Origin of the sequence: Caulobacter zeae, from assembly GCF_002858925.1 — a bacterium.
Taxonomy (GTDB): Bacteria; Pseudomonadota; Alphaproteobacteria; order Caulobacterales; family Caulobacteraceae; genus Caulobacter; species Caulobacter zeae.
The window spans coordinates 22,720-45,557 of record NZ_PJRS01000006.1 but is presented as its reverse complement, the minus strand read 5'-3'; the positions used below and the strand labels follow the sequence as shown (position 1 = coordinate 45,557).

At 68.6% G+C, this 22,838-nt stretch carries 15 protein-coding genes; 9 read left to right on the top strand and 6 right to left on the bottom strand.

The window, feature by feature from the left end:
* Positions 1–69: 69 nt before the first annotated feature.
* Both SGCZBJ_RS01645 and SGCZBJ_RS01640 read right to left on the bottom strand, forming a co-directional pair.
* Positions 70–468: a DUF3597 family protein gene (locus SGCZBJ_RS01645; protein ID WP_101716298.1), complete on the bottom strand. Its 399-nt coding sequence runs from the start codon at positions 466–468 to the stop codon at positions 70–72.
* A gap of 27 nt (positions 469–495) precedes the next feature.
* On the bottom strand, positions 496–1,101 hold the full coding sequence (locus tag SGCZBJ_RS01640) for a DUF4142 domain-containing protein (protein WP_101716297.1): 606 nt from the start codon (positions 1,099–1,101) through the stop codon (positions 496–498).
* A 195-nt stretch (positions 1,102–1,296) separates the two neighbouring features.
* Here SGCZBJ_RS01640 and SGCZBJ_RS01635 point away from each other — a divergent pair, with 195 nt between their 5' ends.
* Positions 1,297–2,250: an NAD(P)/FAD-dependent oxidoreductase gene (locus tag SGCZBJ_RS01635; RefSeq protein ID WP_101716296.1), complete on the top strand. Its 954-nt coding sequence runs from the start codon at positions 1,297–1,299 to the stop codon at positions 2,248–2,250.
* Positions 2,251–2,269: 19 nt separating this feature from the next.
* Here the strand turns inward: SGCZBJ_RS01635 and SGCZBJ_RS01630 are convergent, their stop codons facing one another.
* Both SGCZBJ_RS01630 and SGCZBJ_RS01625 read right to left on the bottom strand, forming a co-directional pair.
* Positions 2,270–3,511 (bottom strand): DUF2252 family protein, encoded by a 1,242-nt coding sequence (locus SGCZBJ_RS01630; RefSeq protein ID WP_101716295.1) that lies wholly within the window; start codon positions 3,509–3,511, stop codon positions 2,270–2,272.
* A complete protein-coding gene (locus SGCZBJ_RS01625) occupies positions 3,511–4,377 on the bottom strand; it encodes a DUF1206 domain-containing protein (protein ID WP_240621381.1) in 867 nt (288 codons plus the stop codon). The genes SGCZBJ_RS01630 and SGCZBJ_RS01625 overlap by 1 nt, the downstream gene beginning before the upstream one ends.
* Before the next feature lie 331 nt (positions 4,378–4,708).
* Between SGCZBJ_RS01625 and SGCZBJ_RS01620 the strand changes: the two genes are divergently transcribed.
* From SGCZBJ_RS01620 to SGCZBJ_RS01610, 3 genes are all read left to right on the top strand, one after another.
* A complete protein-coding gene (locus SGCZBJ_RS01620) occupies positions 4,709–7,930 on the top strand; it encodes a TRCF domain-containing protein (protein ID WP_101716294.1) in 3,222 nt (1,073 codons plus the stop codon).
* Positions 7,931–8,069: 139 nt separating this feature from the next.
* A complete protein-coding gene (locus SGCZBJ_RS01615; RefSeq protein ID WP_101716293.1) occupies positions 8,070–8,579 on the top strand; it encodes a pyridoxamine 5'-phosphate oxidase family protein in 510 nt (169 codons plus the stop codon).
* Positions 8,580–9,519: 940 nt separating this feature from the next.
* Positions 9,520–10,278: a Crp/Fnr family transcriptional regulator gene (locus SGCZBJ_RS01610; RefSeq protein ID WP_101716292.1), complete on the top strand. Its 759-nt coding sequence runs from the start codon at positions 9,520–9,522 to the stop codon at positions 10,276–10,278.
* A 29-nt stretch (positions 10,279–10,307) separates the two neighbouring features.
* On the opposite strand, the gene SGCZBJ_RS01605 is transcribed toward SGCZBJ_RS01610, so the two are convergent.
* Positions 10,308–10,544 (bottom strand): hypothetical protein, encoded by a 237-nt coding sequence (locus SGCZBJ_RS01605; protein ID WP_101716291.1) that lies wholly within the window; start codon positions 10,542–10,544, stop codon positions 10,308–10,310.
* Positions 10,541–12,205 carry a glycogen synthase GlgA gene (gene glgA, locus SGCZBJ_RS01600; protein ID WP_101716290.1) on the bottom strand — a complete coding sequence of 555 codons (1,665 nt, stop codon included), beginning with the start codon at positions 12,203–12,205 and terminating at the stop codon, positions 10,541–10,543. Before glgA ends, SGCZBJ_RS01605 begins: the two co-directional genes overlap by 4 nt.
* A gap of 206 nt (positions 12,206–12,411) precedes the next feature.
* Between glgA and glgB the strand changes: the two genes are divergently transcribed.
* Genes glgB through treY form a run of 5 tightly spaced genes read left to right on the top strand, consistent with a single transcriptional unit; the run spans position 12,412 to position 22,835 of the window.
* Positions 12,412–14,556, top strand: a complete 2,145-nt coding sequence (gene glgB / locus SGCZBJ_RS01595; RefSeq protein ID WP_420808142.1) for a 1,4-alpha-glucan branching protein GlgB — start codon at positions 12,412–12,414, stop codon at positions 14,554–14,556.
* On the top strand, positions 14,553–16,655 hold the full coding sequence (gene glgX / locus SGCZBJ_RS01590) for a glycogen debranching protein GlgX (RefSeq protein ID WP_101716288.1): 2,103 nt from the start codon (positions 14,553–14,555) through the stop codon (positions 16,653–16,655). The genes glgB and glgX overlap by 4 nt, the downstream gene beginning before the upstream one ends.
* The gene (gene treZ, locus SGCZBJ_RS01585; RefSeq protein WP_101716287.1) at positions 16,652–18,385 is read left to right on the top strand and encodes a malto-oligosyltrehalose trehalohydrolase; all 1,734 of its coding nucleotides are present in this window, start codon (positions 16,652–16,654) and stop codon (positions 18,383–18,385) included. The genes glgX and treZ overlap by 4 nt, the downstream gene beginning before the upstream one ends.
* Positions 18,382–20,349, top strand: coding sequence for a 4-alpha-glucanotransferase (malQ, locus tag SGCZBJ_RS01580; RefSeq protein WP_101716286.1), 1,968 nt, complete (start codon positions 18,382–18,384; stop codon positions 20,347–20,349). The genes treZ and malQ overlap by 4 nt, the downstream gene beginning before the upstream one ends.
* Positions 20,346–22,835 (top strand): malto-oligosyltrehalose synthase, encoded by a 2,490-nt coding sequence (gene treY / locus SGCZBJ_RS01575; protein ID WP_101716285.1) that lies wholly within the window; start codon positions 20,346–20,348, stop codon positions 22,833–22,835. The genes malQ and treY overlap by 4 nt, the downstream gene beginning before the upstream one ends.
* Positions 22,836–22,838 lie beyond the last annotated feature (3 nt).

Genomic DNA, 22,838 nt, shown 5'->3' with positions numbered 1-22,838 from the left:
GACGCCGAGGCTGCGATCCAGAAGGAAAGCCACTGGCGGCTCGGATGAGCCCGCGCCGCCAGCAAAGCGTTATTGGTACAGGCTATCGGGGACTTGGCCGCCGTTCTCGGCCAGCTTCTTCATCACCGCCTTGTGCAGCGCGATGTTCTGTTCGGCGCTCCCGGCATCACCGACATGGACGCCCAGTTCGTCGGCCAGCCCCTTGCGAGCCTCCAGGCTCGAATCCAGCTTCAGAAGCTTCAGCAGGTCGACGATAGAGCCGCGCCAATTGCTACCGCCGCCTTCGATCTCGGCCATCGAGGTCAGGACCGCCTCGACATCGACCGGGGCGGCGGTCGGAACGGGGGCCGGAGCCGGCGCAACCGGGGCGACCGCGCTCGCCGTCGCTGGGGTGGCCGGCGCGGCCGGCGCGGCCTTGGCCTGGTCGTGATGGAAGATCCTGTCGACGATCTTGGAAAAAAGACCCATGGGGACGCGTCTCCTATCAAATGATGCTTAGTGGACGGCCGAGGCCAGGCCCTGGACGTGGCTGAGGTGGGCCTTGATCTTGGGCAGGGCCTTGGCCGCCCCACCCTTGAGGCCGCCATCGTCGCCGTGATCGGCATAGCCCTGCATCAAAGTGAGGGCCTCCTTGTGGGCGGCTTCCTGCTGGGTCAGGTAGACCTTGTCGAAGTCGGCCGGGGCCGCAGCGTTGAGATTGTCGATCAGACCCTTGCGGCGCTCATCCAGCCCAGCCGGCGCTGACTTGCCTGCGGCGACGACGAGCGGCTTGAGGGCGTTGGAGAGCGCGGTGTGGTCGGTGACCATTTGCTTGCCAAAATCCTTGACCGCCTGGGTCTGGCCCTTTTGTTGAGCGATTTGGCCGGCCTGGATCTCGTACATGTCGCTGATCGCGGCGTTGGTTACGAAGGCCTCGGTCGACATCGGCCCGGTTACGGCCGCTGCCGTCCCCACGGCGGTGGATGTGGCGTCCTGCGCGGCGTTGACGGCCGCGTTGCTCGTGCCCGGATCGGCCGGGGCGGGCTCGGCGTCCTTCTTCTGACATGCGGCGAGCGTCAGGGCGGCCAGGGCGGCGGCGGTCAAAAGTGCGTAACGGGCCATGGTCGGCGTCTCTATCGGTTTCGCGATCGCTCCCGGGCGGGGCGGCAACTGAACGGCGCGGCTTGCCCGACGTTCCCGCCAGACGCCGTCGTGGCGCGACCAGATCAGGGCGGCGGTAAAGACCCCCGGCCTCTTTTCGGAACGGCCAAGGCGAGCGCTCGTTAAGGCGCCTCTGGCCACCGGACGAACGCGCCCATGACGAGATCTTCTGCTTTGCCGGACGCAGCCAAGATCGATGAGTACGACGTGATCGTCGTCGGCGCGGGTCCCGCCGGGCTTACGGCGGCGACGTACCTTGGGCGCTTTCGCCGCAAGGTGCTGATCCTCGACGGCGGGCGTCCTCGCGCCGACTGGATACCCGAGAGCCACAATACGCCAGGCTTCCCCGGAGGCGTCGGCGGGCGCCGGCTTCTCGCCGACATGGGCCGACAGGCAAGTCTCTACGGCGCCGAACGCAGGGCTGGGCGGGCCGTTCGTCTGTCACGCCAAGCCGAGCGCTTCGAAGTCATGCTGGAGACAGCTGGCGGCGATCCGGGCGCTCCCGCCCGCGTGTTCGCGCGCTTCGTGCTGCTGGCGACAGGCGTCGTCGATCGGCTGCCGGACTTGGACGGAGTGGAAGCGGCGATCCGGGCGGCCAAGGTGCGCATGTGCCCGATTTGCGACGCCTACGAGGCCATCGATCAGGCCATCGCCGTGCTCGGCGAGGGCGATCTGGGAGCGCGCGAGGCCGCCTTCCTGACGACCTATTCGCAGAGGGTGACGCTGCTGCACCTTGGCGATCCGGCCACGCTCACCGATCGTCAGGCCCTCGACGACCACGGCGTGGAAGTCTTGCCGATCACGCTGGGCGACCTTGCCGTGGGTAGAGAGGCGGTCAAGGTGGGGCGCGGCGGTGCGGCGCAGAGGTCCTTCGATTGCCTCTACCTGGCGCTTGGATGTGAGATGCAAAGCCGCTTGGCGTTGGCTTGCGGCGCGGCTCACGACGCCGACGGCAACCTCCTGGTCAGCGCCCATCAGGAAACCTCGATCGCCGGCCTCTACGCTGCGGGCGATGTCGTGCGCGGGCTAAATCAGATCGCCGTGGCCTCAGCCGAGGCCGCCATCGCCGCCACCGACATTCACAGGCGCCTAAGAGCTCTGACCCAATGAGCGGCCAGTCCTCTTCCCGTTAGTCCTGGCCCAGACCCAGGGCGTAACGCCGACAATGCTCGAGATAGGCCGCCTCGTGCACGGCCACCAGATCCACGACGCTGGACCACAGCCAGGAGGGGGCGTCCAAGGCGCCGGAACGATTGCGCGACAGGTCGGCGATCCAGGCCTTGCGCGCGGCCCCGTCCATTTGCCGGCCATGGGCATGCCCCACCACGCCGGCCAGGGCGCGAGCGGCGTCCATGGCCTGGGCCGGCGCTAGCCCCACGATCTCCAGCTTCATGTCTTGGGGCATCAGTTCACGGACGAACACCGCCTTGTCGAGCAGACGGCCGGAAGCCATGCGCTGGCCAAGATGGGGAGACAGGGCCAAGGCCCCCGCCACCACCCGCTCTGCGTTGTCGCGCGGCATGGCCGCGTCGCGATCGCGTGGCGCGGCGGCCTTGATGGCTTCCTTGATGTCGAGGAAACAGATGCCGGGCGCGTCGCCGCCGCCAGCGACTTCCAGCAGCACGGCAAAGCGCAGCCGGCCCAGCGAACTGCAGCCCTTTACCCAATAGGCCGCGTCCAGCATCCGGATGTCGTCCTTCTTGCTGCGGGACTTGAGGCTGGTGACCAGCGCCCTGACCGGATCGCTGGCGCAGATCGCCTCGATCTCATCGCGCTCGGTCCTGGTGATCGGCCAGAAGCGCCGGCCGATGGGGATCACAGGCTGCGCGCCGCGCAGACGATCGGCCGCCAGATGCTTCCAGGTCCGACGCTCGGCCTCGCGCACCACCGCACCGATCATCGGCGGATGCGAGGCTTCGGCCTCGAAATCACCGGCCAGGGCGTCCTCGTAGCCATCGACCATGGCCTCCATCATCTGGGCGGTGATGACGCCGGGCAGGTCCGAGCCGCGCGCCGCGCAGGCCAGTGACAGGCCAAGCCGGATAAGGTCGTGAGCCGGATTGCCGACGACGGTCTGATCCAGATCGCGGATCTGGATGTCGACATCGCCCGTGGCGCTCGCCAGAGGCCCCAGATTGCCCAGGTGGCAGTCGCCGCAGATCCACACCGGCGGGCCGCTGGGCAGACTCGAAGGCCGAGCCTCCAACCAGTCGTAGAACTTGACCGTGCTGCCGCGGACGTAGGCGTGGGCCGATCGGGCCATTTTGAGATTGCGCGTGCGCGCCAGCAGTGGGCCGCGCTTGGCGGGGGTGGGTGCGCGGGCCTCTCGCGAAGCGGCCTTGGCGCGGGCGATGCGATCGTCCCGGGCCATCAGGCGAGCGCCTGGGCGGGACGGATGCGCCGGAACGCCGCCTCGACCAAACCAAAGAGGCCGAAAGCCGCCAAGCCCAAGGCGATCAGGCCCAGGACCCAGGATCCGAGCGGCTGGCGCTCAAGCGCCTGCAAGGCGCCGCCCCAACTATGGACGTCGGCGCTACGCGCTTCCAGCCCCGCCTTGATCAGGAAGACGCCGGCCGGCAATGTGGCCAAGCCCCGCGCTCCATAGCCGATCCTGGCCAGGGGCGCGACCACCCGGCACAGCCGCGCATCACATGAAAGGCGCTTGGAAAAATCCTGCATCAGGCCCTGGATGACGTTGCCTATACCGACCCCGACAAGGGTCAGCCCCGCCAGCAGCAACAGCGTCTCGCCGTAGGGCCAGTTCAGGATCGCGGCAGCCGCGCCGTGGGCGGCCTGTTCCTCATCGGCTTCTCCGACATCCTCGAAGGCGTCGAGCAGTTCCAGGCCCCAGAGCCCAAGGCCGCCGTAGATCAGTCCGCTGACGGCTTGGCCGACGCGCACGGCGATAGCCTTGGGCGAGACGCCCTGGCGATCGGCGTCGAGGCCTGCCTGCAGGCCGCGCCAGACCGCAAAGCCCAGCAGGCCCAGCGACACCAGAGCCACGATCACCAGGCCTGGCGGCCAGGCCGCCCAGGCCGCCAGCATCGCCTTGGCGCCACGCGCGCGCGGCGTCATATCGACCGCGGCCAGAAGGGCGATCGCGCCCAGGCCGAGATAGACGACGCCACGCGCGGCGTAGCCGAGCCGACCGGCCCATTCGAGCCCCTGAATGATCTCGTCCCGCGCCGCCAGGCGCCTCAGACGCCGCGCCCAAGGCTGTGCTTGTGCTGATCCCACTTTCCGATCCTCGCGCGTTCGCCAACGGCCAAGCGCTGCCGTCGGGCAGGCTGAACGACGCCCTCGCGGCTAACGTTCCGCGCTCGATGCTGCGCCCTGTCAAAAGATCGCCAGGCGCCCCTTTGGGCTTCTTCCCAGGTCAGCGTCTGCAACCTCTCCAAGCACGAGGTGTTTCGGCCCTGCTCGCGGCGGCGCGGGCCCCGTCTCCCAGAGTTGTTCCCCCATGTCTCAGGTCGCCAGCCCCGTCCCTGCCGTTGGCGAAACCCTGGCGCCAGGCGCGCGCAACCACCGCGCCTTAAGCGCGACGAGGCTCCAGGCCCCGGCTTCTGCAGTGGCGCTGATCCTGTCTCGCAAAGCGGCCAAGGGCGGATCGACCTTGGTTCACCTGGCGTCCAGTGAGCGCCGGGCCGAGGAAATCGGTCGGGCCCTGGCCGGCTTCGCCCCCGACCTCGAGGTCCTGGTGCTGCCGCCGTGGGACTGCCTGCCCTATGATCGCGCCTCGCCGTCGCGCGATGTGATGGGGCGGCGCATGGCCATCCTTGGACGACTTGCCCAGCCGGCCGGCCGGCGGGTTTTGGTCACCTCGCCCGAGGCCATCGTCCAGAAGCTCCCGCCGGCGGCGCTGGCGCACGAGACGGTGTTCGACCTTCAGCGCGGCGCCGTGCTCGATCGCCAGGCCCTTGGCGTTTTCGCCGCCGCCGCCGGCTATGTCGCAGACGACCGTATCGACGAGCCCGGCGAGATCGCCTTCCTGGGCGAAGTCGTCGATATCTTTCCTGCGGACGCCGCCTGCCCGGTGCGTATTGCGCTCGACGCCGATCGGATCGCCGAGATGCGACCCTACGACCCTTTGAGCCAGCGCTCGACAGGCGAGCTCGAGACCCTGCGCCTTGGCCCGGCGAGCGAGCTGATCCTCAAGCCCGGCGCCGATGGCGCAGTTCCCGAACGCTTTCCCGGGGCCGAGCACGCCATGGCCCGACACTACGGCGCCCTGGTTTCGCTGTTCGAGCTTTTGCCCAAGGCCAGGCTTTCCATGGACGTCAAGGCCGTCGCCCGTCTTGCCGAGGTCGAGGCCCATGTGCTGGACGCCTTCGAGGCGCGCAAGACGCTTGGCGGCGCGGGCCCTGAGCCCGGCGCGCCTGATGAGCTCAACCTGCTGGGCGCAGACCTCAAGGCGGCCCTCGCCAGCTGGTCGGTCGTGCGCCTGGAGACGCGCGGCTTCGAACCGGTGGCCAACCTGGCCCTGCAGCGCAACCCTGGCAGGGCCTTTTGTGATCTCGTCGACCATCACCGCCAAGCCGGGCGTCGGGTAGTGCTGACGGGATTGCGCCAGGAGCTTCGGCCGCTCGCCCGGGCTCTCGCCCGCGGGCTCGACCTCAAGCCTCAGCCCTGCGCGGACTGGGCGCAGGCGCTCGCCAGCTCCGCGGGCGCGGTCGTCAGCATCGAGCTGGATCTCGACACCGGCTTCATCGAGGCGGCCAGCCAGCTCGCCGTGATCGCCGCCAGCGACGTGGTTGGGGGGCGCACGGCCGCACGCGGCGCGACCAACCTGCAGGATCTTCTGGCCGAACCCGACCTTCGTCCCGGCGACGTCGTCTTACATGAGGACCATGGGGTAGGCGTGCTGCGTGACCTTACGAGGATCGAAATCGACGGCGTGGGTCATGACACCCTGCAGCTGGAGTATCACGGCGGCGACAGTCTGCAGGCGCCCGTGGAGGAGATCGGCCGCATCTGGCGCTATGGGGCCGAAGAAAGCGCGGTGACCCTCGACCGGCTCAACGGCGAGGGTTGGGCCAAGCGACGCGCGCAGGTTCATCATCACCTGGAAGCGGCCGCCGCCCGCCTGGTGGCCCTGGCCAAGGCGCGCGAGGAAAGGATCTGCCCGTCCATCGTTCCGCCCAAGGCCGCCTACGCCAGGTTCGCCGCCCGCTTCGCCTATCCCGAGACGCCCGATCAGTCGGCGGCGATCGAGGCGGTTCTGGCCGACCTCGCCAGCGGACGCCCCATGGACCGGCTGGTGTGCGGCGACGTCGGCTTTGGCAAGACCGAGGTGGCCTTGCGGGCCGCCGCCGCCGTGGCCTTGAGCGGACGCCAGGTGGCCCTGGCCGCGCCGACGACGGTCCTGGCTCGCCAACACGTCGAAACCTTCAAGCGGCGGTTCGCCGGCACGGGGATCGGCGTTGCCCACCTGTCGCGCCTGGTCTGTCCCGCCGAAGCCAAGGCGGTCAAGCAGGGCCTGGAGGCGGGCCAGATCGGCGTGGTGATCGGCACCCAGTCCCTGGCGGGCAAGGATATCGGCTTTAGCGATCTTGGGCTGATGATCATCGACGAGGAGCAGAAGTTCGGCGCAGCGTTGAAGGAGAGGTTGCGCGGCATGGCCAAGGACGGCCATCTCCTGACCCTGACGGCCACGCCAATTCCCCGCACCCTGCAAGCGGCGATGATCGGTGTGCAGGACGTCAGCGTCATCGCCAGTCCGCCGGCCCGTAGGCGTCCGATCCGCACCTTTCTGGCGCCCTTCGATGCGGCCACCCTGCGCATGGCGCTAATGCGCGAAAAGCGCCGGGGCGGACAGAGCTTCGTCGTCGCACCGCGCATCGAGGACATCGGTCAGCTCCAGGCTCAGCTGGCCAGCCTCGTCCCAGAGCTTGAAGTGCGCGTGGCCCACGGCGATCTGGCCGCCGAGACGGCGGATGCGGTGATGGTCGGCTTCGCCGATGGCGACGGCGACGTGCTGCTGGCCACCAACATCATCGAAAGCGGGCTGGACGTGCCGCGCGCCAACACCATGATCGTCTGGCGGTCCGACCGATTTGGCCTGGCTCAGCTTCATCAGCTGCGCGGCCGGGTCGGCCGCGGTCGCATTCAAGGCGTGGCCTATCTGTTGTCGGATCCGCAGGAGGACCTTTCCGAGGCCACCCGCGCGCGGCTTTCGACGCTGGAGGCGTTCGATCGCCTGGGGTCAGGCCTGGCGATCAGCGCCCGGGACCTGGACCTGCGCGGCGGCGGGGATCTGGTCGGCGAGGATCAGGCCGGACATATCCGGATGATCGGCGCAGGTCTTTACCAGCGCCTGCTGGCCAGGGCGCTGCGGGTCGCGCGCGGCGAGGCCGAGGCCGAAGACTGGACGCCCGATCTGCAGCTTGGCGAGCCGGGCGCGATCCCGACCGTCTACGTGCCCGACGCAGTGACCCGGATCAATCTCTATGCCCGGCTGGCAAGACTCGAAGACCAAGGCCAGATCGACGCTTTCGAGGAGGAACTGGAGGATCGCTTCGGCGCCCTTCCCGCGCTGACCAACACCCTGCTCGACCAGGCTCGATTGCAGCGCCTGGCCAAGAGCGCCGGGGTCCGTCAGGTGCGCGCCGGCCCCAAGGGGGTGTCGCTGACCCTGGCCACGCCCGCGCCGGCCAAGGCTAAGAGGGCCCTATCGCGATGGCGCGACGTCCTGACGGTGCGCGAGGACAAGCTGGTCGTGGCCCTGGCCTGCGACAGCGAACCCGAGCGGCGAGCGCTGGCTCAGGCTCTGCTTTCCGCGCTGAGCGGTTGAAGGCTGCTCGCCGCCCTCCTGCAGCTTTGCCGTCGCAGAAGAAATCGGCGGATCGACCAGCCTGGGCCCCGCCTCAAGCGTGCAACATTGCCGTGCGCCGGCGCGTTGGCTCTTTCTGCTCACATCAAGAGGACCCGCGATGACCAAGGAACGCAGCGACGACAATCCCCAGCCGCCGCACGAGGTCGCCGACCGGATCTGGGAGCTGGCGGAAAAGATCGACATCGCGATGTTCACCACCTGGGACGGCGAGCAACAGCACAGCCGGCCGCTTTCAGCCCGAGTGCGCCGTGGCGAGCACGCCGTCTATTTTCTTGTCGACGCCGAAGGCGGCAAGAATAGCCAGGTCGAGCACTTCCCCGCCGTCTCCTGCGCCTGGGCCGACAACGGCCATTACAAGTACGTGGTGATGTCGGGCTCGGCGCGTTTGAGCAACGACCGCGAAAAGATCGCGGCGCTGTGGTCTGATTTCGACAAGGCCTGGTGGGAGGACGCCAGCGACCCCTCCATTCGCCTGATGACCTTCACACCCGACCAGGGCGAGCTTTGGGACAGCCCCGGCAAGACCGTCGCGTTGGTCAAGATGGTGCTGGCGGCGGTGACCGGGGCCGCACCGCAAATGGGCGACAACGCCAAGGTAAATCTCTGAGGCCACGGCTGATCCCTACGGGGAAGAGCGTCGAGACCTGGCCACCTCAAGCGCCCTGCTCGCGCGCTTGGCCTGCCGTTGGCCAACCTTCCGTGGCGCCATGCCCCCGCCCCCGCCACGGAGGGTGCATACGCATGTCCCGCTTGCACGCCGTCGAAGGGGCGCGGGCCGCGCCTGGCAGTCTGGGCGACGCCCTGCCCGACGCAAAGCGGCCTGGATCGCCAAGTCAGGATCGCCAGCGAGGCCGATGAGAAGGCGCTGCATGTCCGCGGTCGTGCGCCCGCGGCCTTAAGGCCCCCGACCAATCGCCAGCGGCGCGGACGCCTGGCTGACATCAACCCAGCTGAAGCTTTCACCCCCGCGCGAGGGCCTCCTCGCAAAGCCTTGTCGCGCAGGCTCTCGCCATGTCGACCTGATCGAATTCCTCAACCAGGTCGCTCCCCACCAGGACGCCGAAACCTGCTCTCGAACGCGCGACGATAATGATCATTTGATAGGATCGCGCAGCGCCGCGATCGGTTTCAGCCGCCGACCTCGAATTTTGGCGGCGCCGAACCACACGCTAAAATCGACAAAACTGAGAGCGACATGCGGCTCAACCCGGTCGTCAGGCGCCACCGCATCGCAGCGCCCTTTTTTCGCTGCGCTTGGCGATCGGAGCGCCAGGATTCCACGGGTCCGACAGCGCAACCGCGGCAAGATTTGGGGGGGGTCGGTCGGTCCGCGTCCACCTTGGACATCCTCGATAGGCGCCCGTCCGCCTTTGGGCCGGCGGCCCCCCGACAGGCTTTGCTTGCGCTCTGGCAATTTCCGGCGCCTGGTCGGCCGCCTTGGAAAGATGAGACCCGCGCCCCCGATCGCTGGCGGCCTGGCTGTTCGATCGTCGCAAACCATAACCTAGGATAATGCGCGAGCTTGGGTTCTTGGCGATCGGGGACCCATGGATGAGCAAGCAGCGGCGCAGGCCGGCGCGCCCGGGGCGCCGAGGGGATACCTTGACGAAGTCTTCGATCTTAACAGCGCCGAACGCGCGGCGCTGGCGGCCGTCTTGGGCCCTGCGCAGCACCTCCCGCGCGACCATGTGCTCAAGCGCGACGGAGCCGAGCCGACCCACCTCTTCTTACTCGTGGACGGTTGGGTGGCGTCGTCCATCACCGTAGCGTCCGGCCGCCAGCAGACCGTCAAGATTCACCTGCCGCGAGATGTCCTGGGCGCGCCAAGCCTTTGCGTGACGCGGACGGCCGAGTGCCTGACAGCGATCACCCCGATCATCGTGAGACCGGTGTCGCGCGGCGACCTGATGGGTATGCTGGCGCGCTTCCCGCGCATTGCGGCGGCGCATTTTCTGGGCGCCCAGCGCGAGCGCGTTACACTGATGGAGGCCCTGGCCCTGATGGGGCAGACCGACGGATCGGTTCGCATCGCCGGCATGCTGGTCGAGCTTTTCGACCGCTTGAGCGCGCTTGGGTTGACCGAGCAAGAAACCATGCCGCTCCCACTGACGCAGGGGCAGGTGGGCGACCTGGTGGGCCTCAGCCCCGTCCATGTCAGCCGAAAGTTCGGCGCGATGGAGCGCGCAGGCCTGATCCAGCGCGGGACCCGAACGATCAACCTTCTGGACCTTCGGCGGCTTCGGTCGATGACCGGCTTGCCTCAGCACGCGCTTGTACGTGAGCCGGAGTGGATCAATTTCGCCTGACCGGGACTGGAGCCGCACAGGCGCGCCCGCTAGCCGCCAGCCTGCTCGGCGAGGTCCAGGCCGCTGATCAGCAGATCGACGGGAAAGCTCGAAAGCCGAACCACGCCGCCTTGCGCCGCTGGCCCGTCGGGAAATTGGCTGGCGTCGATCCTGGCGACGTCGGCTAGCTTTTCGCACGCCTGGCCCATGGACGGATCCGCCGGGATCAGCACCACGGCCTGGGGATGGCACGCCTGCAGCAGCTTGATCAGTTCGGCGACGATCATCGCTCTTCAATCCGACGAAGGCCAGGGGTCGCCGCCTTGGTGCTGGGCGAGATGCGGCGGGATGGGGCGCGCCGGGGCGCTGGACCGGGGGAGCCGGCCTCTCCCGCGTCGTAGGCGGCGAAGCTGCGCGGCTCGCCAGGGCTCGCCGGCGCGACCGGCGCAACGCCCGGGGTCGTTACATCATTGGCGGGGGCGCGGACCGGCCGGGCCGCCAATCGCGCAAAAAGCGCGGCGTATTCGGCCGCGGACACGCGCCATGAACTATCGGACGCCATGGCGTTGAGCTGGACGCGCCGCCAGCTGGTCGGATCGCGATAAAGGGCGCAGGTCCGGCGGATGGCGTCTTCGAGCATGTCCTGGGTGGCCGGCGCGAACTGCACGCCGGTGGCGGCCGACCGGGCGATGCCGGCCGTGTTGGCGTCGATAATAGTGTCTGACAGCCCGCCTGTACGCGAGACGACAGGGATGGCGCCATATCGCATGGCGCAAAGCTGAGTAAGGCCGCAGGGCTCGAAACGCGACGGCGCCAGGATCGCGTCGGCGCCGGCCTGAATGAGGTGAGCGAGATCTTCTCTGTAGCCCAGGAACCGACCCATGGCGCCGGGATAGCGCTCGGCGGCCTGCGCGAACGCGGCCTCATATCGCGGCTCGCCCTGGCCGCAGACGATCAGCTGGGCGCCCTCGGCGAACAGCACCGGCAGCGCGCCCAGCAGCAGGTCGACGCCCTTCTGGTCGGTCAGGCGGCTGAGGATGCCAAAAAGCGGGGCTTCGGCGTCCGGGCGCAGGCCAAACTTGGCTTGAAGGGCCAGCTTGTTGATGGCCCGGCGTTCGAGCGTCTGGGCGCTGTAGCGGGCGCTGATGTCGCTATCTGTCTCGGGATTCCAGACCTCGGCGTCGATCCCATTGAGGATGCCGATCAGCGACTTGGCGCGGGCCTTCAAGAGCCCGCCCAGGCCCATGCCGCCCTCCTCGGTGGTGATTTCCGCCGCATAGCTTGGGGAGACAGTGGTGACCTGGTCGGCGAACTGGATGCCTGCCTTGAGAAAGCCGATGTCGCCCCAGTACTCGACCCCGTCGATGGCCATGGCCTCGGCCGGCAGCCCAAGCTTGGGCCGCAGGCTTGCTGGGAACAGTCCCTGAAAGGCCAGATTGTGGATCGACAGGACCACCGGCGGCGCGCGAAGCCGGCGCTCCTTCTGGGCGTAGTGAAGATAGGCCGGGGTCAGGCCGGCATGCCAGTCGTGGGCCTGGATGACGTCGGGCCGGTAGTCGGCCAGGAGACCCAGGCCAATTTCGGCGGCGACCTTAGCCAGGGCGGCGAAGCGAAGGCCGTTGTCAGGCCATTCGACGCCCGGCGCCTGCAGATAGGGATTGCCAGGCCGGTCGTAGAGGTGGGGCGCGTCGATGACCAGCAGGTCCAGGGCGCCGGCCCTTGCGCGCAGCAAACGCGCCGGGCCGCCCATGAGGCTGGCGAAGCGATGGACGACGCTGGGCGTTTCCATCGCGGCTCTCACGGCCGGATAGCCGGGGATCAGGGTGACGACCTTGACGCCCTCCCGGGCCAGAGCCAGCGGCAGCGCCCCGACGACGTCGGCCAGCCCGCCAGTCTTGATCAGCGGAAAGATTTCCGCAGCGACCGACAGAATGCTTGGAGCACTCATCGGCTGGCGCCGGTTTCAGGAACCTGAGGCGCCTCTTCGCAACTGCACAATAAGCCTTGCCACGCCCCGAACGCCATCGCCGCTACTCCATGAGATGTCCCGGAAACAACGGGCGGGACCAAGGGTTCCGGGAATATTTTTTGATCTCTCCCGGCACAGATTGATCGCCTGATCGTTGTGCACTCGCAGCAATTTGGAGATGGCGGGTGGGGTCGGAGAGTGCGGTGTCGTGGGCGTCCGATCCGTTCGGCTACCTTGGACGCCACGGGGGTGTCGTGCGCACCTTTCAGCCCGGCGCAGCGGGTGTCGAAGTCATCTCGCGCAAAAGCGGCCGGCGCCTTGGCCGTCTTCAGGAGGCGACGCCGGGCCTCTTCATCGGCGAGGTCAAGCAGACCGCCAGCTACGCCCTTCGCGTGCTCTGGCCGGATGGCGCCTGGGAAACCGAGGACGTCTACGGCTTTGGTCCAGTGCTTTCAGAGGCCGACCTTACCGCGATCGCACGGGGCGAAGCCATGGGCATGGCCGACCGGCTCGGCGCCGTCCCTCGCGCGCTTGAAGGCGTCGACGGCGTGGCGTTCAGCGTCTGGGCGCCCAACGCCCGGCGGGTAAGCCTGGTTGGCGACTTCAATAGCTGGGACGGGCGACGCCATCCGATGCGCTTGCGTCATGAGGCCGGCGTCTGGGAAATTTTCATCCCGCGCCTCTCGGCTGGCGCGCGCTACAAGTTCGATGTCGAAGGCGCCGATGGGGTCGTGCGGCGTAAGGCCGACCCGTTCGCCAGAGCCAGCGAGACCCCGCCAGCCACCGCTTCGATCGTCGCGCCCCTGCTCGACCATGCCTGGCAAGATGACGACTGGATGACCGGCCGCGCTGAGCGCCACCACGCTGGCGCGGCGATGTCGATCTACGAAGTCCACGCCGGGTCCTGGCGACGGCCCTGGGACGGCGAGGCCTGTCACGACTGGGACGCCCTGGCCGACCATCTTATCCCCTACGTTACCGGCCTGGACTTCACCCATGTTCAGTTGATGCCGATCATGGAGCACCCGTTCGGCGGCTCCTGGGGCTACCAGCCGCTCGGCCAGTTTGCGCCTTCTGCACGCTATGGCGCGCCCGAGGCGCTCGCACGCTTCGTCGATCGCTGCCATCAGGCGGGTCTGGGCGTCATTCTCGACTGGGTCCCGGCCCATTTTCCCAGCGACCCCCACGGGCTCGAGCGCTTCGACGGCACGGCCCTCTACGAGCATGCCGATCCGCGCGAGGGCTTCCATCCAGATTGGAACACCCTGATCTACAACCTGGGCCGAGACGAAGTCGCCAGCTTCCTGGTGGCCTCGGCCCTCTATTGGCTCGATCGCTTCCACATCGACGGCCTGCGCGTCGATGCGGTGGCCTCGATGCTCTACCGCGACTACAGCCGCAAGGCCGGCGAATGGACGCCCAACATTCATGGCGGACGCGAGAACCTCGAATCCATCGCCTTCCTGCGCCGGCTCAACGCCGCGGTCGCAAAGCACTTCCCAAGCGCCGTCACCATCGCCGAGGAGTCGACCGCCTGGCCGGGCGTGACCACGCCTGTCGATCAGGGCGGTCTTGGCTTTTCTTACAAATGGAACATGGGGTGGATGAACGACACCCTGCGCTACATGCACCGTGACCCAGTTCACCGCGGCTGGCACGGCGGGGACCTGGCCTTTGGCCTGACCTACGCCTTCACAGAGCGCTTCGTCCTGCCGCTCAGCCACGACGAGGTCGTCCACGGCAAGGGTTCGCTCCTGTCGAAGATGCCCGGCGACCGCTGGCGCCAGTTCGCCAACCTGCGCGCGCTCCTGGCGCTGATGTGGGCCCATCCTGGCAAGAAGCTGCTGTTCATGGGCGGCGAGATCGGCCAGTGGCGCGAATGGGACCACGACGGCGAGCTCGATTGGGGCCTGCTCGAAACGCGTGAGCACGCCGGGCTGCAGCGCCTGGTCGGCGATCTCAATCGTGTTTATCGCCAGGAAGGCGCTCTGCACCACACCGACGCCGACGCGCGCGGGTTTGGCTGGATCGCCGAGAACCATGATCGCGACGGCGTCTTCGTCTTCGAGCGCCGCTCCTTCCATGGCGGGGCGCCCGTGATCGTGGCCGTCAACATGACGCCCGAGCCGCAGATGAGGCGGCACGTGCGCGTTCCGCTGGCAGGTCGCTGGGCCGAGATCCTCAACACCGATGCGGCCGTCTACGGCGGCGGCGACCTTGGCAACCAAGGCGCGGCCAGCGCTCTTCCCCATCCCGATGGCCCGGCCTTGGACCTGACCCTGCCGCCGCTGGCGGCTGTCTATCTCCGTTACGAAGGACCTAGCGCTTGACCCCCTCGCCCGAACGCCTCGACGCCGGATCGCCCTATCCTCTGGGCGCCACCTTCGATGGTCTTGGCGTCAATTTCGCGGTGTTCTCCGCCAACGCCGAGCGCATCGATCTTTGCCTTTTCGACCCATCGGGCCGCAAGGAACTGGCCCGCTATCCCCTGCCCGAGTGCACCGACGAGGTCTGGCACGGCTATCTGCCCGACGCCCGCCCCGGCCAGCTCTACGGCTTTCGCGCCTACGGCGCCTATGCGCCCGAACAAGGCCACCGGTTCAATCCCAACAAGCTCCTGCTGGACCCCTACGCGCGCCGCCTGGCTGGCCAGCTTCGCTGGACCGACGCCCTGCACGGCTATCATGTAGGCTCGCCGCGGGCGGACCTGTCCTTTGACCGCCGCGACAGCGCCCCAGCCATGCCCAAGTCGGTCGTCACCGCCGACGCCTTCGATTGGGAAGGCGATCGCCGGCCCAACACGCCCTGGTCGGAGACGGTGATCTACGAGGCCCACGTCAAGGGCCTGACCGCCCTGCTCGAAGAGGTCGGTCCCAAGGATCGCGGCACCTTCGCGGCCCTTTCCCACCCCAAGGTCATCGACCACCTCAAGCGTCTGGGCGTCACGGCGCTCGAACTGCTGCCGGTCCACGCCTTCACCCAGGATCGCTTCCTGCAGGAGCGCGGCCTGTCCAACTACTGGGGCTACAACACCCTGGCCTTCTTTGCGCCCGAGGCGCGGTATCTGGCCAGCGGCAGCCACGATGAATTCCGCCTGGCGGTGCGCCGACTGCACGCCAGCGGCATCGAGGTCATTCTCGACGTCGTTTACAACCACACCGCCGAAGGCAGCGAGATGGGACCGACCCTCTCCTTGCGCGGCCTCGACAACGCCACCTACTACCGCTTGGTCGCCGACAACCCGCGCCACTGCATCAATGACACCGGCACGGGCAACTCGCTGAACATGGCCTCGGCCCGGGTCATCCAGATGGTGGCTGACTCGCTGCGCTACTGGGCCCAGTCCTTCCGGGTGGACGGCTTCCGTTTCGATCTGGGGGTGACGCTGGGCCGCGAGGGCGACGCGGGCTTCTCGCCGGGCGCGGCCTTCTTCGATGTCCTGCGCCAGGATCCCGTGCTTGGCCGGCTGAAGCTGATTTCCGAGCCCTGGGACATCGGTCCGGGCGGCTATCAGCTGGGCCACCACCCGCCGAGTTTCGCCGAATGGAACGACAAGTTCCGCGACACCACCCGGCGGTTCTGGCGTGGCGATGCAGGGCAGCGGGCCGACCTGGCCGCACGCTTGTCCGGTTCGGGAGACCTTTTCGATCGTCGCGCCCGCCGCCCCTGGGCCAGCATCAACATGCTGACCGCCCATGACGGCATGACCCTGCAGGATGTTGTCAGCTATGACGGCCGCCATAACGAGGCCAATGGCGAGAACGGCCAGGACGGCCACAGCGAGAACTATTCGCGCAACTGGGGCGCCGAAGGCCCGACCGAGGATGACGCGATCCTGGCCCAGCGCGGCCGCGTCCAGCGCTCGATGCTCACGACGCTCATGACCGCGCTCGGTACGCCGATGCTGCTGGGCGGCGACGAATTTGGCCGAACCCAGCAGGGCAACAACAACGCCTACTGCCAGGACAACGCCATCAGCTGGTTTGATTGGACAAAGGCGGCCAGCCCCCAAGGCCAGGCGCTGGCCGCCTTCACCGCCCGGCTGATCGCCTTGCGCAAAGCCCATCCCCTGCTGCGCGCCGGCGCATTTCTCTATGGCCAGGAGGAGATCGCGCCGGGCGTGCTGGACATTGACTGGTTCGATGAGCGCGGCGAGCGCCTGTCGCAGGGCGACTGGCAAAACCCCGAGGGCCGTGCCCTGGTGATGCGGCGCGCGCGCAGGCTGAGCGACGGCCGCCTCGAACTCCTGGCCCTGGCGCTCAACGGCGCGGCCGAGACCCTGACCTTCGCCCTGCCCAGCGAGGGCCTGACGTTCGAGCGCCTGGTCGACAGCGCCGAGCCGGACGCAGCCCCCGAGCAGGTCGGCCAGACCCTCGACTTGGCCGGCGGCGGCGCGGTGGTGCTGCGCGCCGTCGAGTCGGCGGCATGATCGCGCGGGCCGGTCCAACCTGGACGGCGCCGGGCCGGGCGCGGTTTTCCCTTTGGGCGCCTGGCCGAGAAAGCGTCGGCCTCGAGCTGGACGGAGCGCCGGCGCAGGCGATGGACGCGCTCGGCGAGGGATGGTTTGGCCTCGAGACCAAAGCCTCGCCGGGGTCTCGCTACCGCTTTCGCCTCGATGAAGCGCTCGCGGTTCCCGACCCTGCGGGCCAGGCCCTCGACAGCGACGTCCATGGCTGGAGCCTTCTGGTGGATCATGGCGCCTATCAGTGGCGCCACGCCGACTGGCCAGGTCGTCCGTGGTCCGATGCGGTGCTCTATGAGGTCCATTGCGGGGTCATGGGCGGCTTCGAAGGGCTGGCCGACCGTCTGCCGGATCTGGCGCGGCTGGGCGTGACGGCCCTGCAGCTGATGCCGGTCAACGCGTTCTCCGGAGCACGCAACTGGGGCTATGACGGCGTCCTGCCTTACGCCCTGGCGCCAGCCTATGGGTCTCCGGAACAGCTCAAGGCCCTGGTCGACACCGCCCACGGCCTTGGAATGATGGTGCTGCTGGATGTGGTCTACAACCACTTCGGCCCGGACGGGAATTACCTGCCGCTCTATGCCGGAGCCTTCTTCGACCAAGATCGCAAGACGCCCTGGGGTCCCGCCATCGCCTTCGGAACACCCGCGGTGGCGCGCTACTTCATCGACAATGCGCTCTATTGGCTCGAGACTTACAAGCTCGACGGCCTGAGGTTCGACGCGGTCCACGCCATCGGCGACAACGCCTTTCTCGACGCCATGGCGGCCGAGATCCGCTCGCGCATCGTCGAGCGACCGATCCATCTGGTGCTCGAGAACGAAGCCAACGACGCCGCGCGGCTGACGGCCGGCTTCGACGCCCAATGGAATGACGACTTCCACAACGTCGTCCACGTCCTGCTCACCGACGAGACCAGCAGCTACTATCAGGACTTCGCCGATCGCCCGGCCGAACGCCTGGCGCGCTGTCTCGCCGAAGGCTTCATCTATCAAGGCCAGCCCTCCCCCAATCATGACGGCCGACCGCGCGGCCTTTCCAGCGGGTGCCTCCCGCCAACCGCCTTCGTCAATTTCCTGCAGAACCACGACCAGGTCGGCAACCGCGCCCTGGGCGAGCGACTGACGCGGCTGGTCTCGCCAGAGCGCCTGCAGGCGGCCATGGGCCTGCTGCTGCTTTGCCCGCAGATCCCGATGCTGTTCATGGGCGAAGAGGACGGCTCGGCCAGCCCCTTCCTGTTCTTCACTGACTTTCACGACGCCCTAGCCGACGCCGTGCGCGAGGGTCGTCGACGCGAGTTCGCCAAGTTCCCAGCCTTCGCCGATCCGCAGGCCCGCGCTGCCATCCCAGATCCCAACGCCAAGGAAACCTTTGAGGCCTCAAGGCCCCAGCCTGGCGCCAACGCGGCTGCTTGGCGCGCTCTTACCAGCCACCTCCTGCGCTTGCGGCGCGAGCATCTTGCCCCCCACATCGAGACGGCTATGAGCCTTGGCGCCGAGGCGATCGGCGCCAAGGCCGTCCAGGCCAGCTGGCGGCTTGAGACCAAGACCTTCACCCTGGCCGTCAATCTCGGCGACGAGCCGGCGGTGCTCCCAGCATCGCCGGAAGGCCCGCCGCTGGCCGTGGTCGGCGCCGCCCCGAGCGGCGGCCTGCTGGCGCCCGCCAGCTTCGTCGCCTGGCTAGAGGCCGCGCCATGAGCCGCGAGCCGTTGCTGGAGCTGGCGCAGGCTGTCGGCGTTCTGGTCGACTGGACCGATTTCAACGGGGTCGAGCGCCAGGTGGGGCGCGAGACGATCGCGGCGGTGCTCGCTGCCCTGGGCCATGACCCCAAGGCGCCGCAAGAGGCCCTGGCCCAGCTTGGCCGCCGCGGCCGCGGCGACCTCATGATCGTGCAGGCCGGCGCGTCCTTGCGCCTCGCCAGCGCATCGGGCCATGCGCGCCTCACGCTCGAAGACGGTCAAACCCTTGATCTTGCGGCGAGCGACGGCCAGATCAGCGTCACGATCGAGACGCCCGGCTACCATTGGCTGGATCTGGACGAGCAGCGCCTGTCCCTGGCGGTCTGTCCCCCGCGATGCCTGACGCCGTACGACCTTTTGGGCCGTCCCGCCTGGGGCCTTGGCGTCCAGCTCTACGGCTTGCGCGACAGCGGCGCTTTTGGGGACTTTTCATCTCTGGCGGCGTTCGCCAAGGCCGCTGGCGCGGCCGGCGCCGACGCCCTGGCGATCAGCCCGACCAATGCGCTCTTTCCGGCCGCGCCCGAGCGCTGCAGTCCCTATTCGCCCTCCAGCCGCGATCACCTTAACATCCTGTTTGGCGATCCCAGCAGCATCGGCGCCCCGCCCCCCGCTGCCGCCGGCGGGCCCCTGATCGACTGGAGCGCCAGCGCGGCCGCCAAGCTTGCGCGGCTCAACGCGGCCTATCATGTGTTCGCCGGCGACGCGCGCCTGGACGAATTCATCGCCGCGGGCGGCCAGGCCTTGCGGCGGCACGCCTTGTTCGAGGCGCTGGACGAGCGGTTTGCGCCCACCCTGGGGGCAGGAAACTGGCGAGCCTGGCCCGCGCCGTTCCGCACGCCCAAGACCGCCGAGCACGAGGCCGACGCCCTGGGTCTTGGCGATCGGGTCGGATTTTTCCTGTTCGCCCAGTGGCTGGCCGATCTTGGCCTGGCCCAGAGTCAGGCCGCCGCCAAAGCGGCCGGTGTTGGGCTGGGTTTGATCGCCGATCTCGCGGTGGGGCTCGATCCTGGCGGCGCGCACGCCTGGAGCCGCCCGCAGGACTTGATGATGGGCTTGACGCTCGGCGCGCCGCCAGACGCATTCCAGGCCGCGGGCCAAGCCTGGGGCATCACCAGCTTTGCGCCCGACGCCCTCGTCGAAAGCGGCTATGGGCCGTTCTTGACCACCCTGCGTGCGACCCTTGCCCATGCGGGCGGGGTACGCATCGACCACGCCTTGGGTCTGGGCCGGCTCTGGGTCGTGCCCGATGGCGCCAGCGCCGACCAGGGCGCCTATCTGCGATACCCCATTCAGGACCTCCTTAGCCTGATCACCCTGGAGTCGCACCGGGCCGGCGCGGTGGTGATCGGGGAGGACCTTGGCGTGGTGCCCCCCGGTTTTCGCAAGCGCCTGGCCGAACACGGCCTCCTGGGCATGCGGGTGCTGCCTTTCGAACGAGATGCGGAGGGCGCGTTCAGGCCGCCTGGCGAATGGGACAGCCGGGCCGTGGCGATGACCAGCACCCACGACCTGGCGCCGGTCGCCGGCTGGTGGCGCGGCCGCGATATCGACTGGCGCCGTCGCCTGGGCGCGCCTGGCGATCGTGACGCCGAGACCCTCGCGCGCGCCGCCGAACGTGAGGCCTTCTGGCGGACGGCTGATCATGCGGGTCTGACGCGCGCTCCGCCGCCCGCAGCCGACGTCCCCCAAGCCGCCGACGTCGCCGTGGATCTGGCTCTGCAGCTGGTCGCCGAGACCACGTGCGAGCTCGTCCTGATCCCGATCGAGGACCTGGCGGGCCTGGACGAGGCGCCCAACCTCCCAGGCGTCGTCGAGGCCCACCCCAACTGGCGCCGCCGGCTTCCTCAGCCAAGCTCGGCCCTGCTTGCTTCACCTCCAGTCGCCGCGCGCCTCGAAAGGCTGCGCGCCCAGAGACCGCGATGACCCCCACTGCAACCTACCGCGTCCAGTTCCACGCCGGCTTCCCCTTCGCCGCCGCCGCCGCCCTGGCCCCCTATTGGGCCGCTCTGGGGATCAGCCACCTCTACGCCTCGCCCATCGCGACAGCGCGCGAGGGATCGACGCACGGCTACGACGTCACCGATCCCACCACCATCAACCCGGCCCTGGGCGGCGAAGAGGGCTTTCGAGCCCTGGTCCACGCGCTCCGCAGCCAGGGTGTTGGACTGGTGCTCGACATCGTGCCCAACCACCTCGCGGTGGGCGGCGGCGACAACGCATGGTGGCTCGACGTGCTCGAAAACGGCCAGGCCAGTCGCTACGCCGGCTATTTCGACATCGACTGGGCCCCTGCCGATCGCGATCTCGCCGGCAAGGTGCTCGCCCCGTTCCTGGGCGCGCCCTATGGCGAGGCGCTTGCGGCCGGCGATATCGTGCTCGATGTCGAAGCCGATCTTGGCCGCCTATCTGTCCTGGCTCATGGCGCCCACCGCTTTCCGCTGCGGCGGGAGGACTACGCCAGCGTCCTGGCCGCCGTTGGGGCCGATGCGGTTGCGGACATCGATCCGGAGCGTCTCGCCAAGGCCTATGACAGCGCCAGCCTGCACAAGCTCCTGGAGCAGCAGCACTACCGGCTGGCGTGGTGGCGCACGGCTGGCGACGCCATCAACTGGCGGCGGTTCTTCGACATCACCGAGCTGGCGGGCTTGCGCATCGAAGACCCTGTCGTCTTTGACGCCGTCCATGGCCTGCCCCTTAGGCTTTATCGCGAGGGCTTGATCGACGGCTTGCGCGTCGATCATGTCGATGGTCTGGCCCTGCCCGGCGCCTATGGTCGGCGTTTGCGTCAGGCGCTGACAGCGGCCGCGCCCGACCGGACGCCCTGGCTGGTGGTCGAAAAGATCCTCGGTAGCGGCGAGGCCCTGGCCGGCGACTGGGGCGTCGACGGCACGACCGGCTACGAGGTCATGAACGAGATTTCCGCCGTCCAGCATGCCGCGGCGGGCGCCCAGCCCCTGGCCGCGCTGTGGAAAGCCATCAGCGGGCGCGCGGAAGATTTCGCGATCGAGGAGCACGCCGCACGCCGCGAGGTGCTCACCCGCGATTTCGCCGCCCAGCTGGACGCAGCCGCCAGGGCCTTCCATCGGCTGGCCCGGGCCGATATCGCAACGCGGGATCTGCCGACGCCAGGCCTTCGCCGGGCCCTGGCGGCGCTGATCACCGCCTTCTCGACCTATCGTACCTACGCCAACGAGGCGAACGAAGCGGCGCAGGAGCCCTGGGATCGCGCCGCCGCGGCCGAGCCCTCCTCAGCCGCCGCCCTGGCCCAGATCCGCCGCTGGCTGGCGGCGGACGGCGACTTTCCCGCCGATCTTAGGGCGCAGGCCATCCGACGCTTCGAGCAGCTCAGCGCCCCCGTCGCCGCCAAGGCTGTGGAGGACACAGCCTTCTACCGATATGGCCGGCTGCTATCGCGCAATGATGTCGGCTTCGATCCCGGACGACTGTCGACCTCGCCTGCCCAGTTCCTGGCGCTTGCCGACGAGCGCGGCCGGGCCTTTCCTAATAGCCTGCTGACCACCGCCACCCACGACCACAAGCGCGGGGAGGATGTCCGCGCGCGCCTGGCGGTGTTGAGCCACATGCCAGAGGCCTGGGCGGATCGCGCCAAGGCCTGGCTGGACCTTGCGCCACCTGGCCCGATGGACCCAGGCGACGCCCACATGCTGCATCAGACGATCCTGGGGGCCTGGCCGTTGGATCTCTCGCCGGCGGATGCGCAGGGCCAGACCGCTTTCGCCGAGCGTCTCGTCGGCTGGCAGCGCAAGGCCCTGCGCGAAGCCAAGCTGCGCTCGGCCTGGAGTGTTCCTGACGAGGCCTACGAAGCGTCCTGCGAAGATTATCTGCGGGGCTTGCTCCAAGGTCCGGATGAGGCTTTTCGCAACGATTGCGCGGCGCTCGTCGAGGTCATCGCGCCAGCCGGCGTCGCCAACAGCCTCGTGCAGACGGGACTGCGACTGACCCTGCCGGGCGTGCCCGATCTCTTCCAGGGGGCCGAGTTTTGGGACTTCAGCCTGGTCGATCCCGACAACCGGCGGCCGGTCGACTACGAGGCGCGCGTGAAGGCCCTGCACAGCGTGCCAGGATCGTTCGACTGGCGCGACGGCGGCGCAAAACAGGCCTTGATCAAGCAGCTCCTGCACCTGCGCCGCCAGCATCCCGATGTCTTCTGCGCGCCGCTGCGGGCGTTGGCGGTCCAGGGCCGACGCGCAGAGCAGGTGGTCGCCTTCGAGCGCGCGGCTGGAACCAAGCGACTGGTCGTTGTCGCCGGCGTCGGCTGCGCGCCGGCATGTCTGGCAAGCGGCGCGCCCAGCATCGCGCCCGAATGGTGGGACGACACCGCCCTGCCCGACGGCCGCCCTATAGCCGCCCTCACGCACGGCGCGCCCTTCTGGGCGGCGGTGGTCTGAGAC

What these genes read in the sequence shown, in the direction of transcription:
- SGCZBJ_RS01630 (WP_101716295.1), bottom strand. Translation starts at nt 3,511, where the DNA reads ATGGCCCGGGACGATCGCATCGCCCGCGCCAAGGCCGCTTCGCGAGAG.
- SGCZBJ_RS01640 (WP_101716297.1), bottom strand. Translation starts at nt 1,101, where the DNA reads ATGGCCCGTTACGCACTTTTGACCGCCGCCGCCCTGGCCGCCCTGACG.
- treY (WP_101716285.1), top strand. Translation starts at nt 20,346, where the DNA reads ATGACCCCCACTGCAACCTACCGCGTCCAGTTCCACGCCGGCTTCCCC.
- SGCZBJ_RS01610 (WP_101716292.1), top strand. Translation starts at nt 9,520, where the DNA reads ATGGATGAGCAAGCAGCGGCGCAGGCCGGCGCGCCCGGGGCGCCGAGG.
- SGCZBJ_RS01615 (WP_101716293.1), top strand. Translation starts at nt 8,070, where the DNA reads ATGACCAAGGAACGCAGCGACGACAATCCCCAGCCGCCGCACGAGGTC.
- SGCZBJ_RS01645 (WP_101716298.1), bottom strand. Translation starts at nt 468, where the DNA reads ATGGGTCTTTTTTCCAAGATCGTCGACAGGATCTTCCATCACGACCAG.
- treZ (WP_101716287.1), top strand. Translation starts at nt 16,652, where the DNA reads ATGATCGCGCGGGCCGGTCCAACCTGGACGGCGCCGGGCCGGGCGCGG.
- glgA (WP_101716290.1), bottom strand. Translation starts at nt 12,205, where the DNA reads ATGAGTGCTCCAAGCATTCTGTCGGTCGCTGCGGAAATCTTTCCGCTG.
- SGCZBJ_RS01635 (WP_101716296.1), top strand. Translation starts at nt 1,297, where the DNA reads ATGACGAGATCTTCTGCTTTGCCGGACGCAGCCAAGATCGATGAGTAC.
- SGCZBJ_RS01605 (WP_101716291.1), bottom strand. Translation starts at nt 10,544, where the DNA reads ATGATCGTCGCCGAACTGATCAAGCTGCTGCAGGCGTGCCATCCCCAG.
- malQ (WP_101716286.1), top strand. Translation starts at nt 18,382, where the DNA reads ATGAGCCGCGAGCCGTTGCTGGAGCTGGCGCAGGCTGTCGGCGTTCTG.